Source organism: Paenibacillus woosongensis, from assembly GCF_030122845.1.
In the GTDB taxonomy this organism is placed as follows: domain Bacteria; phylum Bacillota; class Bacilli; order Paenibacillales; family Paenibacillaceae; genus Fontibacillus; species Fontibacillus woosongensis_A.
The window spans coordinates 4,953,227-4,965,696 of sequence record NZ_CP126084.1 but is presented as its reverse complement, the minus strand read 5'-3'; the positions used below and the strand labels follow the sequence as shown (position 1 = coordinate 4,965,696).

Annotated in this window: 10 protein-coding genes; 6 read left to right on the top strand and 4 right to left on the bottom strand. The window is 52.4% G+C overall.

Annotated elements, in window-relative coordinates:
• Nucleotides 1–90: 90 nt before the first annotated feature.
• Nucleotides 91–3,111: a cellulose binding domain-containing protein gene (locus QNH46_RS22855; RefSeq protein WP_430691954.1), complete on the bottom strand. Its 3,021-nt coding sequence runs from the start codon at nt 3,109–3,111 to the stop codon at nt 91–93.
• Nucleotides 3,112–3,628: 517 nt separating this feature from the next.
• Between QNH46_RS22855 and gltC the strand changes: the two genes are divergently transcribed.
• Nucleotides 3,629–4,525 (top strand): glutamate biosynthesis transcriptional regulator GltC, encoded by an 897-nt coding sequence (gltC, locus tag QNH46_RS22850; RefSeq protein ID WP_283926156.1) that lies wholly within the window; start codon nt 3,629–3,631, stop codon nt 4,523–4,525.
• A 122-nt stretch (nt 4,526–4,647) separates the two neighbouring features.
• On the opposite strand, the gene gdhA is transcribed toward gltC, so the two are convergent.
• Nucleotides 4,648–6,027 carry an NADP-specific glutamate dehydrogenase gene (gdhA, locus tag QNH46_RS22845; protein ID WP_283926155.1) on the bottom strand — a complete coding sequence of 460 codons (1,380 nt, stop codon included), beginning with the start codon at nt 6,025–6,027 and terminating at the stop codon, nt 4,648–4,650.
• Nucleotides 6,028–6,380: 353 nt separating this feature from the next.
• Here gdhA and QNH46_RS22840 point away from each other — a divergent pair, with 353 nt between their 5' ends.
• Both QNH46_RS22840 and QNH46_RS22835 read left to right on the top strand, forming a co-directional pair.
• On the top strand, nt 6,381–7,361 hold the full coding sequence (locus QNH46_RS22840; RefSeq protein WP_213591211.1) for a Gfo/Idh/MocA family protein: 981 nt from the start codon (nt 6,381–6,383) through the stop codon (nt 7,359–7,361).
• A 115-nt stretch (nt 7,362–7,476) separates the two neighbouring features.
• A complete protein-coding gene (locus QNH46_RS22835) occupies nt 7,477–7,893 on the top strand; it encodes an exosporium protein C (protein WP_283926154.1) in 417 nt (138 codons plus the stop codon).
• A gap of 208 nt (nt 7,894–8,101) precedes the next feature.
• Here QNH46_RS22835 and QNH46_RS22830 read toward each other — a convergent pair whose 3' ends face one another.
• Nucleotides 8,102–8,788 (bottom strand): CidB/LrgB family autolysis modulator, encoded by a 687-nt coding sequence (locus QNH46_RS22830; RefSeq protein ID WP_283926153.1) that lies wholly within the window; start codon nt 8,786–8,788, stop codon nt 8,102–8,104.
• A complete protein-coding gene (locus tag QNH46_RS22825) occupies nt 8,785–9,165 on the bottom strand; it encodes a CidA/LrgA family holin-like protein (protein ID WP_283926152.1) in 381 nt (126 codons plus the stop codon). Before QNH46_RS22825 ends, QNH46_RS22830 begins: the two co-directional genes overlap by 4 nt.
• Before the next feature lie 134 nt (nt 9,166–9,299).
• Between QNH46_RS22825 and cidR the strand changes: the two genes are divergently transcribed.
• The 3 genes from cidR (at nt 9,300) to pdaA (ending at nt 12,333) form a co-directional block, all read left to right on the top strand.
• Nucleotides 9,300–10,190 carry a cidABC operon transcriptional activator CidR gene (gene cidR, locus QNH46_RS22820; RefSeq protein WP_283926151.1) on the top strand — a complete coding sequence of 297 codons (891 nt, stop codon included), beginning with the start codon at nt 9,300–9,302 and terminating at the stop codon, nt 10,188–10,190.
• Nucleotides 10,191–10,331: 141 nt separating this feature from the next.
• Nucleotides 10,332–11,381, top strand: a complete 1,050-nt coding sequence (locus tag QNH46_RS22815; protein ID WP_283926150.1) for an oxidoreductase — start codon at nt 10,332–10,334, stop codon at nt 11,379–11,381.
• A 154-nt stretch (nt 11,382–11,535) separates the two neighbouring features.
• Nucleotides 11,536–12,333, top strand: coding sequence for a delta-lactam-biosynthetic de-N-acetylase (gene pdaA / locus QNH46_RS22810; RefSeq protein WP_283926149.1), 798 nt, complete (start codon nt 11,536–11,538; stop codon nt 12,331–12,333).
• The last annotated feature ends 137 nt before the right edge of the window (nt 12,334–12,470 follow it).

Here is a 12,470-nt window from a genome sequence, read left to right as displayed (position 1 = left end):
CACTGCTTACGGTGTTCAGCAAAAGGCCGCGCGCATCATGGCATCCACCAGTTTGATCATGGCGCCCGGCAGCTTAACCCCGACACCGTGTTACGGCTCGACTCCCCACTGCAGACTGCCCGCTACGTAGCCAGTGACACGCAGGGCATCCTGATAGGAAGTCGAAGCAGGGTCGAAGGAGTAATCATCGCTTTGCGAATAGTTGCTCCAGTCGTTCTTGGAGATGCGAATTTGCAGGTCGATGCTTTGGCCTGCCGCCAAGCTGCCCGCCCCGCTAGTAAAGCCGATCTCCGCATAGTAATCCGCCCCGCTTGCCGCAGTCGGCAGCTTGACAAAGGTGCCTGTCACATTGGAGCTGCCGACCTGCGTCCAGTCGCAGAACAGGGTCTGGGGCTTCTCTCCGTCAATGGTATAGTAGTAACGCAGCTTGACGTCGGAGAGGCTGATGGCCTGGCTGCCGATATTCGTTAGCTTAATCCGCGGATTAAGGGTGTTCGTTACGTTTGTTACGGATCCATTGTACATTTGCACCTTAATGCCTCCGGCAGGTGTCGTCACGGTCGAGTCCTTCACCGTAATGTTCAGCACCGAAGCAGCCCCAGCGCTGAACTGAAACGTCAAGCTGAGCTGGCCGAGCGGCTGTGAAGCCAAATAGCTGCCGAGAATCGTGACGGTGGAGCCGGAAACCGTATAATGGCTGCCCTGCGTCAATGCGGTGGACCCGTTGCGAATAGCGGTTAATGTATTCCCGTTAAGCGTCATGGTTACCGTCACGTTGGCCTGATTGCTGGCGTTCTTGTCGAAGGCGGCTGTCGTAGGCGAGATCGTAGAGTCAGGTGTCGTCGGCTGCTCCGGTTCTGGCGGATTCGCCAGCGCGTCCCCGTATACGATTCCAAGTCCGTTCGTACCGATATATACGCGGCCATAAATTCTCGGATCCCCGGTTATGGCCGAGTTGGTAGAGGCATATTGATGCTTGTCATCATTGATTCTTATCCAGGTAGCCCCCGCATCATTGGAGCGGAAAATGCCCCGCACACCGTCAATCTTGGCGCTGGTGTAGAGTGCCATATAGCTCTGGTCAGGCGCAGCTTTGCCGAATCCGATCACGTTAGCCTCCTGAACGTTGGCGAGCTTCGTAAAGGATGCCCCGGAATCGGTAGAATGCCACAGGCCGTATTTGCCGCCCGTTGCGTGACCTCCCGCGAGCCAGATATCACCCTCAATGCCAGGCACCGCTTTAAAGTCCAGGTCTCCTTCGGCAGGAAGTCCTGTCGCCGCGGTTTTGGTAAACGCGGCTCCGCCGTTGGTGCTTACATAGAAATTCCCTGCCGCCCAAGCGTAGAATTTATTGGAGTTGACGCGGTCAGAGGCGATTTTTGCTCCCTTTGGCACGCCAGTGCTTGCCGCCCAGGAATTCCCTCCATTACTGGAATAGAAGACGCCCACGTCCGGAGTACTCCACAGAATAGCATTCCCATTAGCGGAAAGCGCAACCTGGCCCCCGCCCGCGGTTCCGGCAGGCTCGCCGTTTCCGGCGTACCAGTTCGAGCCGCCGTCCCGGGAGAAGCCGATGGATTTGGCATTCGGGTTAGCGGATTTGTCCGCCTGTCCTACGCGCACGATAAAGCTTGGATCCAGCTCGGCGTAGTCGATGCCCGTCGTGCTGTTCGGGTTGGTCATCATTTTGGCTGGAGGCTGGGTCAGGTCATCGTGCCGGAATCCGGTCACATCCAGCAGTCCGCTAATCAAATGCGCGCCTGACGGCGGGCTGATCAGAGCGCTGACCGCAGTCTCTTCAATGCCTTTGGCCATTACGCTAATGTTGACTTTGCCGCCTGTATCCCAAGCGGTAAGGTTGTTCGTCCCGTAAATCGTAGCTCCGGTTCCGTACATCATCCGGTCGGAGTTAAAGGGATCGATCTCCAGATCGCCGATCATCCAGCCGAGCTTCGGCGTAACCTCCGGCGGGGAAGGGTTGTTTCCGAAATCGAGCCATGGGGCGCCGGAGATATCCTGGGTATAACGGAACGTCCGGTTCGGATACCCGTCCCAATCCCAAATGCGGCTCCAGGTAGCTCCGCCGTCCGTACTGCGGAACAGGATGGCATCCGGCCACCAGGAATTGAGCGTAGCGACGACAAGGGTGTTCGGATGATGGGCATCCACGGCCAATCCTCCGTAGCCAAAGTAGCTGTCACTGCTGCTGGACGGAATCGGACTGATGTTACTCCAGGCTCCTGTAGCCGTGTCAAATTTCCAGACATCGCCCTTCGTTCCGTCGTAAGGGCCTACGCCATCGCTGTACGGAATGTACAGCTGTCCATTGGAGGCTAGGACGCCGTGATGTGGAAGATACCCTGTCGGCTGACCCGGAACGGCAGACCAGGTCGCCCCGCCATCCGTACTTCGGTATACGCTTTCATTTTTGTCCGCGACGCCTACATAAATCGTTTGTGTAGCTTGTCCGGGCGAGCCGGTCGAAGGATCGAACGTAATCCAGGCCAGCCCCACGATGTCGCTCTGGTACTCGTAATCGGGATTTTCGACATAGGTGCCGGGATTCGGGAAGCTCGTTACCTTGCTCCAGGTGGCCCCGTAATCGGTACTCTTCCATAGTCCGTTGCCACTGCGCGCTCCGAAATAAAGAATGTTATTTTTGTTCGGATCAATGACGAGCCGTTCGCCCATCGAACGCCCAGGCATGTTCCCGCCTACCTTGAAGGGCAGATTGGATACTTGCCAGGTGTTTCCTTTGTCTGTAGAGCGCAGAATGCTGCCGTTATTGGGATCCCAGCTGTTCGTATAAGTGCCGACGGCGAGGTACAGGCGGTTCGGGTCGACTGGATCCGTAGCCAAGGCATCAACCCCGGTCTTGCCCCATTCATCCATGCCTACCCAGTCCAGCAGCTGAACCCAGCTGTTATCGGCCGGGTTCCAGCGGTAAGCTCCGCCGATATCGGTCCGGGCGTAAATGAGATTGCGTTCGGTCGGATTGAAAATAATCCCCGGCACAAAGCCGCCGCCCCCGCCGGTCATCACTTTGCGCCACTGGTAGCTTTCGCTTGCCGCAGCATGCGCGCGGTCTGCGCCCAACAAGCCTGTATACACAGATCCTGCAATAAAGATAGATAATAGCACGAGATGGAATCTTTTATAAGGAATTCTCTTGAAAATAGATGTTTTTGGCACTTAATAAACCTCCTCACAATGGAATGATTTTAAATGATAGAACAGGGCTCCTTTCTATGCACACGTTAACAATTTAAAGATCGGGAATTTCAAATGGCCATGAGTTGGTTGCTTTGCAGAGTGGTATCTGGGTGGTCGCAGGTAATGATCTGCAGTTAGTATACAAAGGCGCGCGGCATCACATCAGATATGTGCAGGAACACCTCCTTTTTCTAAGCCATTTCAGATTGTGGTATTAGACAGCAGATTTTACTATGAAAAGTAGTGAAAATAATAGGATAGGCAGATTAATATTACCTTATAATTGTAAATTATTCAATAAATAGAATAATTACTGTGACATAAGGGGAACGTTTTCATCCCCTGCTTTTGTTCTGTCAGCTTAACTTATATAATAAGGGCTATACTATAGGGAACCCGGAGGTGAAGCGGCGGAATGGAATTGAGGCAAATTTTATATTTCATCGAGGTGGCGAAGCTGGAGCATGTGACGGAAGCTTCTTATGCGCTTCATGTCTCGCAGTCCGCTGTCAGCAGGCAGATTTTCAAACTGGAGTCCGAGTTAGGCGTCGATTTATTCATCCATGAAGGCCGGAAGGTAAAGCTGACCCCCATCGGCAAATTATTTCTCGCTCATATGGAGCAGTTGACCAAAGTACTAGATAACGCGCGTCAGGAGATCAGCGAGTTTCTGGACCCCGAGCGGGGAACGGTGCGGATCGGATTTCCAAGCAGCCTGGCGTCCCAGATGATCCCCGGCGTCGTGTCCGCCTTTCGGGAGCGCTACCCTGCCGTACATTTTCAGCTGCAGCATGGTTCGTACCGCGAGCTCGTCGATTCCGTAATCAAAGGGGATATGAACCTGGCTATTATGGGCCCTGTGCCAAAAAACGAGTCGCAAATCAAAGTCGAGGTGCTGTTCCGGGAAAAGTTCAAGGCGCTGCTTCCTGCCAAGCATTCATTGGCGGGCCGGCCCTCGGTCAAGCTCAGCGATTTGAAGGACGATTTGTTCGTGTTGTTCCCTGAAGGCTTTGTGCTGCGGGAAATCGTCGTGAACGCCTGCGGCGATCTCGGCTTCAAGCCGAAGGTGACGTTCGAGGGGGACGATCTGGATGCGATCAAGGGCCTTGTCTCTGCAGGTCTTGGCCTGACGGTGCTGCCGGAAATCGCGCTTGGCGAATATCTTCCCGATTCTATAGCCGCCTTGCCAATCACGGAGCCGCTGGTTACGCGTGATGTCGGTGTGATCATTCCGGCGAACCGGGAGCTGCCGCCTACGGAGAAGCTGTTCTATGACTTCCTGAAAGAAATGGCGCCTAAATTCGGATCTTAGCTGCTTTTATTTAGAAAAGGAAGACAAAAAGGAGCCGCCCTGGCAGAGAAATCTGCTTTAGGGACAGCTCCTATTTAGTTAGCTCTAATTGTTTGTGCTGATTTAAATGTCTTCCTTCATCCTTATACGACGCCGTGAACAATCATCGTGTCAGCGACTTTCAGGAAGCCGGCAATGTTCGAGCCTACCAGAAGGTTGCCGGAATATCCATATTCCTCGGCGGCATTTACGCTGTTTCTGTAGATATTCTTCATGATATCTTTCAGCTTTTTATCCACTTTCTCGAACGACCAGGCCAGTCTCGCGCTGTTTTGGGCCATTTCCAGTGCGGATACGGCAACCCCGCCGGCATTGGCGGCCTTGGCTGGGCCAAAGTATACTCCGTTGTTCAAATATACTTCGATCGCTTCCAGCGTGGAAGGCATGTTGGCGCCTTCAGCAACGTACTTCACGCCGTTAGCCACAAGCAGTTTTGCCGACTCTTCGTTAATTTCGTTTTGCGTCGCGCATGGCAGGGCAATATCGCAAGGAATGCTCCAGATGTTCTCGCAGCCTTCGACATAGATGGCTGAAGGATGATCGTTGACATACTCTTTGATCCGTTTTCTTTCCACTTCTTTGATGCGTTTCACCGTCGCCAGATCGATGCCGTTCTCATCATAAATATAGCCGTTGGAATCGCTGCATGCGACGACTTTGGCGCCGAACTCTTGCGCCTTCTCAATGGCGTAGATCGAGACATTGCCGGAGCCGGAGACGACAACGGTTTTGCCTTCGAGGCGCTCGCCCTTCGTTTTCAGCATTTCTCTCGTAAAGTAGACCAGGCCATATCCCGTCGCTTCGGTTCTTCCCAGGCTGCCGCCATACAGCAAGCCTTTACCGGTCAATACGCCGGCTTCGTTGCCACCGACTAGGCGTTTGTACTGCCCGAACATATAGCCGATCTCTCTGGCGCCAACACCGATATCGCCAGCAGGTACGTCCGTATCCGGTCCGACGTATCTGGACAATTCGGTCATGAAGCTTTGTGTAAAGCGCATGATTTCGTTATCAGATTTGCCTTTAGGATCGAAGTCCGAGCCGCCTTTACCGCCGCCAATCGGTTGTCCTGTCAGGGAATTTTTGAAGATTTGCTCGAAGCCCAGGAATTTGATGATGCTGGCATTGACGGAAGGATGGAAACGGATGCCGCCTTTGTACGGTCCGATTGCGCTGTTGAATTGAACACGGAAGCCGCGGTTTACTTGCACTTTTCCGTTGTCATCGACCCAAGGCACGCGGAAAGTAATCAGCCGTTCCGGTTCGACGATTCTTTCGAGAATCGCATTGTCCCGGTATTTGGAATGTTTGGCGAATACGGGTACTAGGGAGTCCAAAATTTCTTTAACTGCTTGATGGAATTCCGTTTCTCCAGGGTTTCGCTTCTTGACCGTCTCGTACACCTCGTTGACGTATTGCTTAGCCTCGTCAAGGCTGCTGGATTGTTGTTGCATGATAGCCATCGCTATCCCACCTTTCACACAAAATCAAACGTGTTCTCTTTTTCACGATTTGTCTGAATCAATTGTAATATGTAATCCATTTCTAAACAAAACTTTATTTAGATGAACTTCATGCCATACTGAGATGAACTTCGGGGTACTGGCAGGATACTTCATTACTTTATTATATGAAAAATGACATAGTTTTAATGAAAAAGATGATCGAAATTGTGACAGGGATGTGCCAAATGTCCGGCATTCTAAACGGTTGGGTTTTATTCTTGTGATTTATTGGTAGAGCGGTTACGCTTAAATTTAAAGCGGCAATGGGCCGGATATCGTCTATACCAGAGCAGATAAAGGAGAGAATAGCAATGACTTTGAATATCGGAATTGTGGGTACAGGCTGGTTCAGCAAGGTGCATGGGGACATTCTAGCGGAAACCGAGGGCGTGCGTGTAGCGGCAGCCTGCGGGACAAGCATGGAAAAAGCGAATGCGCTTGCTTCCCGCTATCCCGGCGCAAAGGGCTATGACAGCTTGACGGCCATGCTGGACAGCGAGCGGCTGGATGCCGTGTATTTATGCATCCCGCCAATGTCGCATGAGGGCGTGGAGACGGAACTGATCGCCCGGGGAATTCCTTTTCTTGTAGAAAAACCGCTAGGCGTCAACTTGGATGGTCCCCGCCGCATTCTGGAGCAGCTCCGCCAGAGTCCCGTCATGACGTCGGTCGGATACCATTTTCGTTACAAACAGTCGGTTGCGCAGCTTAAGGAGCTGCTGCAAGGACAAACGATCGGCATGGCTCTTGGCGCCTGGATGGGCAGCATGCCTGGCGTAGGCTGGTGGAGAAAACAGGAAGGCTCGGGCGGACAGTTCATCGAGCAGACAACGCATTTGGTCGACTTGCTGCGCTATACCGCCGGCGAGGTGGAGGAAGTCTATGCGGCCTACGGCGATCGAATCGTGAAGGGGCAGCATGAAGGAGTGACGGTTCCGGATGTCGGTACGGTCACGTTAAAGCTCTCTAGCGGAGCCATAGCCAATATCTCGAATACCTGCGTGCTGCCGGGGGCGGTAGGAGAAATCGGCCTGAGCTTCTATACCGAGCAGGGCATCCTGGCATGGGACCCCGATAAGCTGGAGGTCAAAAACAACGGAGTGTCCACGAGCTATTCCAGCACGGACAATCCATACGCTGCCGAAACGGCCGCATTTATCCATGCGGTGCGAACAGGAGATGCATCGCGGATTCGTTCTGACTATGCGGATGCCGTCCGCACCCAGGCGGTGACCTGCGCAGCCCTCGAGTCGTCATTAAGCGGCAAGCCGGTCCCCGTTCCGGCGATGTGACGTTTCTAATCTAGCTTTCTCGTAAAGATGAGCAAAATCCTTAGAATAGCCGCCCGATCGCATTCTATCGCTCCTTCATAATATGTAGTATTCCATGAAAGGAGTTGATAGAAATATGGCTGTGCTTCTTCAACATGTCACAAATGTGCCAACCCCTATTACCAACGGAGCGGCAATTAATGTGCCGCAAACTCCGGCTGGCCAGGGCATTGCACTGGTGCGCGTTTCCATTCCTGCCAACGCGCCTGTAAATACGGTCGAATTGACGGCGACAGTTGGATTACAGGGCTTGACGGGAATTCCCCGCGTATTGTTTCGGATTCTCCGTGACGGCCACGAAATCTATTACGCTGAACAGGCTGTTGAAACGAATTTCGAGAACGTCAATCTCACCACATTGATAGCTGTAGATTCGAACGTAGCTCCCGGGGTGCATGACTACATCTTATCCGTGGAACAAATTGCGGCTGCTACAAATACAGCTAGAGTCATCGGCCCGATTGTATTCAGCGCGCTGGCTACAGCTCCGTAACTCCGGCAGAGTAGAAACCTCCCTTTCAGTCAGCAGGATTTTGCACGAACTGCACAGATTAGACCGAGAGCTCGTCTCTCGGTCTTTTTTGGCGTGCGCCGACAAGAAGAGGTTCATTATGTGAAAAAAAGAGGCCTTGCCATCCGGCAAAGCCTGAATCCAATCTATATAAATTTTGGAGGAACCCTAAAATTAACACACTTCGCACTTATCCATAGAATAATAGAGTGATGAGGGCAGGAGCCGCTCCCAGCGTGAACAAAGCGGCGAGAATCATCGAAATGCTGGATATCGTTCCGGTCAAGGAGCTAAGCTCGAACGCTTTGGAGGTCCCCGTGCCATGGGCGCCGGTTCCCAGCAGTACGCCGCGGGCAATTTCATTCTCGATGCGGAACCACTTCAATACATAAGGCCCGATAATGCTACCGAGCAGGCCGGTAATAACGGCAAAAATTGCTGTCATACCAGGAATTCCGCCGATGGCCTGGGACACGCTCATCGCGATGGGAGCCGTGATAGAGCGGGGGATCAGGCTGCTGACCAGTTCATGGTCCAGGCGCAGCCACTCAGCCAGCATTGCCGAAGAAATAATGGCGACGATCGAGCCCGACAGCACGCTGACGATGATGACTGCTGCGTGTTTTTTGAGCACGTTATAGTATTTGTACAGCGGTACGGCAAAGGCAATCGTCGCAGGCTGCAGCATATCGCTAAGCCATTTGCCGCCTGAATTGTAAGACTCATAAGGAATATGCGCCCACATCAGGCCGATTACGAGCACGATCGGAGTCACCAGCAGCGGGGACAGGTAGACGCTGGGTTTGGCCTGATACAATCGTTTGGACAGCGCGTAGATGAGAAGCGTAAGGGCCAGCCAGAATAGACCGGTGATCATGACGCGTTGCTCTCCCTTCGTTTGGTAATTCTTGAGGCAATGAGCCCTGAGCTTAGCATGACGATAAACGTGCTGGAAATGACGACAATTAGAATGCGAACCCCGTCGCTCTCCAGCAGCGGAATATATTTCATGATGCCGACCGCGGAAGGGATGAAGAACAGGAGCAGCTCGGCTAGAAGCAGATTGGCCCCTTGTTCGATCCAGGTCAGCTTGATGACATTCAGTTTGAGCAGTGCAAAGATGACGATAATGCCCAGTATGGACCCAGGGATAGGTAAATGAAGCATACCGGCCAGCTGGTTCATCGCCATCGAAATGAAGAATAAAAGAGTGATTTGCAGCACGCTCAAGGCGATGTGACGTAATTTATTCATGGGAAGCCGGTTCCTTTCATTGTTTTCGGTTGGTAATGAAAATATTACATTAATTACTTTCATGAGTAAAATGAATATAAATAATGTATACTATTCCAAAAAGTTATCGATAAGAAAGGAGATTATTAGAGTCTATGGATATTCGGCAGCTTCAATATTTAATCGAGGTCGCCCGGCATGGCAGCTTCACCAAAGCCGCGAGTGCATTGTATATCACGCAGCCGGCGATCAGCAAAGCGATCAAGGCGATGGAGGACGAGCTTGGCGTCGTGCTGTTCGACCGTCTGGGCAAGAGAGTGGAGTTGACGGATGCCGGACAGATGATTGCCGGACAGGCTCAGCAGATCGTCGCTTCGTTCCACAACCTGACCTCGGAGCTGGATGATCTTCGTAATTTGAAGAAGGGGCATATCCGAATTGGGCTCCCCCCTATGGTAGGCGCCAGCTTCTTTCCCAAGGTGATCGGGCAATTTCATAAGAGGTATCCAGATATTACGATCCAGCTCTATGAAGACGGGGCGAAAAAGGTAGAGCTTGAAGTAGCTTCCGGCACGCTGGAAGTCGGCGTTGTCGTCCTGCCGACGACGCATGAGGGATTATGCAGCTTCCCGTTCGTGGAGGAGAAGCTGAATTTGGTCGTGCATCCTACCCACCCGCTTGCGGAGCGAACGGAAGTTGAGCTGGCGGAGCTGGCCCAGGACGACTTCGTTTTGTTTCGGGAAGATTTTACGCTGCATGACCGGATTATCGGCGAGTGCGCCAGATTTGGATTTCAGCCGCATGTTATCTACGAGAGCTCGCAATGGGACTTAATCAGTGAAATGGTGGCCGTAGGTCTGGGCATTACACTTCTTCCAGAGACGATCTGCCGGGAGATCGATAATAAGCGGGTTAAGATCATTCCTCTCGTGAAGCCCGTCATTCCGTGGAAGCTCGGTATCATATGGCGCGATGACCGTTATATGTCGTTTGCTACCCGGGAGTGGATCGCATTTGCCAAATCGGAGCTGTCAAAGGTGTTTTAATAATAGTGCTGCTAGGAAAGGCGCTGCATTTCAAAGATATTTTGCATTCCATGGGCTGCTAGAGTTGTCCGATGGTATAATAGGGGCATTATTCGATTTGCACAAACCATCATTGGGACTTGAAACAGAGGGGGAACAGGAATGGCAATTCAGGTAGGACTTATCGGTTTCGGCCTATCGGGCTCCGTATTTCACGCTCCGCTCATTGATCGGTCGGAAGGTATGACGCTCGCTGCCGTCGTATCTTCTCAGCCAGCTAAAGTGAAGGGAATTTATCCCCAAGCGAAGGTATATGAGGATGTAGAAACACTGCTGAGCGATCCGGATATTCAGCTTGTGGTCGTATCCAGTCCGAATTTAACCCATTATGAATATGCGGCCCATGCGCTGGAGGCAGGCAAGCATGTCGTCGTGGAGAAGCCATTTACGAATAGCTCGGCGGAAGCGGATCGTTTGATCGCGCTTGCTAAGGAGAAGAAGCTGCTGCTTACGGTTTATCATAATCGGCGTTGGGATAATGATTTCTTGACTATTAGCCGCCTGCTGGATTCAGGCGTACTGGGCAGCGTTTCGTACTACGAAGCTCACTTCGACCGCTTTCGGCCGGAAGTGACCGGACGCTGGCGCGAACAGGATTTACCGGGCTCGGGTATTCTCTATGATCTCGGTTCGCATCTGATTGATCAGGCTTTGACGTTATTTGGAAAACCGAACACCGTATGGGCGGACTTGCGCAAGGAACGCAAAGGCAGCAAGGCTAATGATTATTTTCACCTTGTGCTCGGCTATTCGAACCTGCGGGTCGTCCTTCATTCCGGATCATTGGTACGGGAGCAAGGCCCGCGCTTCATTCTGCACGGGGATCGAGGCAGCTTCATCAAGCACGGATTCGACCCGCAGGAAGCTCAGCTCCGGAAAGGGTCAGGCCCTGGCGACGAGAATTGGGGCCGGGATAACGAAGCGAATTATGGCAAGCTGACCACGGATATCGGCGGCCTCGCTGTCAGCGGAACGGTGGAGACGCTGACGGGGAGCTATGAAACATTCTACCGGAAGCTGGCAGATGCCATTAGCGCAGGACAGCCTTCTCCTGTCGCGGCCGAAGATGCCCGTGATGTGATTCGGATTATCGAGCTGGCTATGGAGAGCCACTCCCAGGGACGGGTGCTTCCCCTGGATCACCGCGGCTAAGGATTTAATATAAGGACATATGGAATGGGCTATTCAGCCAGTCTATACAAGAGACTGCGCAGGATAGCCTTATTTGTTGCGAGCGGATGCATATTTTTTGCCTATACAGCTGAAAATACAATGACCTATCATGATAAAAAGGAGAGAACCAAGGATGAGAATGGCGTTGTTGACGGCGATGGCGGTATGCTGTCTCCTGGGCATCCTGCCGATCGGGACGGCAGCTTCGGCCTCGGCCGCAGCAGACGGGCCTTATCATTTCGGCTTTAAGCGGAGCGTGGGCGGGCAGCTTCCCTCTATCGACGAGGAGGGATTTAAACCGATCGTCGATAAGCATGGCGCAATCTTTCTGGGCGATACCTCACGCAAGGATTTATTCCTGACGTTCGACAATGGTTATGAGAACGGTTATACGGCACCGATTCTTGATACGCTTAAAGCGAAAAAGGTGCCGGCGATATTTTTTGTCACCGGGCATTTTGTAAAAGATCAGCCTGCGCTCGTCAAACGGATGACCGCCGAAGGGCATATCGTCGGGAACCACTCGTGGAGCCATCCGGACATGACGACCATCTCCGACGCACAGATCAAGGAAGAGCTGGAACGGGTAAATAAAGAGATCGTCGCTTTGACTGGACAGAGCGATATGGGATACCTTCGCCCCCCGCGAGGCATCTTTAACGAACGGACGCTGCGAGTGACGAAAGAGCTTGGCTACACCAATGTCTTCTGGTCCGCAGCCTACAAGGACTGGGATACGAAGGATCAGAAGGGAAGCGGCTATGCGTTCAAGAAGGTAGTTGGGCAGCTGCATCCGGGAGCCGTAATTTTGCTGCACTCGGTATCGAAGGATAACATGGAGGCACTGGGTTCCATCATCGACGAGGCTAGGCGGCAAGGCTATGAATTCAGAGCACTCCCTGAGCTGGAGGGAATTAAGCTGCCATTTTAGAGCAAAAGCATACATGTTTAAGACCTCGCCTGCGGCGGGGTCTTATTGGGTTATAGAATATAAGTTTTTAGTGGAACCATCCTGGACATTATGTCGACAGAAGTTTTTTCTTATATGATCGCGAGGGAAGCGAGCAT

Coding starts and splice junctions, on each gene's coding strand:
- cidR (WP_283926151.1), top strand. CDS start 9,300: ATGGATATTCGGCAGCTTCAATATTTAATCGAGGTCGCCCGGCATGGC.
- QNH46_RS22830 (WP_283926153.1), bottom strand. CDS start 8,788: ATGATCACCGGTCTATTCTGGCTGGCCCTTACGCTTCTCATCTACGCG.
- QNH46_RS22835 (WP_283926154.1), top strand. CDS start 7,477: ATGGCTGTGCTTCTTCAACATGTCACAAATGTGCCAACCCCTATTACC.
- gdhA (WP_283926155.1), bottom strand. CDS start 6,027: ATGGCTATCATGCAACAACAATCCAGCAGCCTTGACGAGGCTAAGCAA.
- pdaA (WP_283926149.1), top strand. CDS start 11,536: ATGAGAATGGCGTTGTTGACGGCGATGGCGGTATGCTGTCTCCTGGGC.
- QNH46_RS22840 (WP_213591211.1), top strand. CDS start 6,381: ATGACTTTGAATATCGGAATTGTGGGTACAGGCTGGTTCAGCAAGGTG.
- QNH46_RS22815 (WP_283926150.1), top strand. CDS start 10,332: ATGGCAATTCAGGTAGGACTTATCGGTTTCGGCCTATCGGGCTCCGTA.
- gltC (WP_283926156.1), top strand. CDS start 3,629: ATGGAATTGAGGCAAATTTTATATTTCATCGAGGTGGCGAAGCTGGAG.
- QNH46_RS22825 (WP_283926152.1), bottom strand. CDS start 9,165: ATGAATAAATTACGTCACATCGCCTTGAGCGTGCTGCAAATCACTCTT.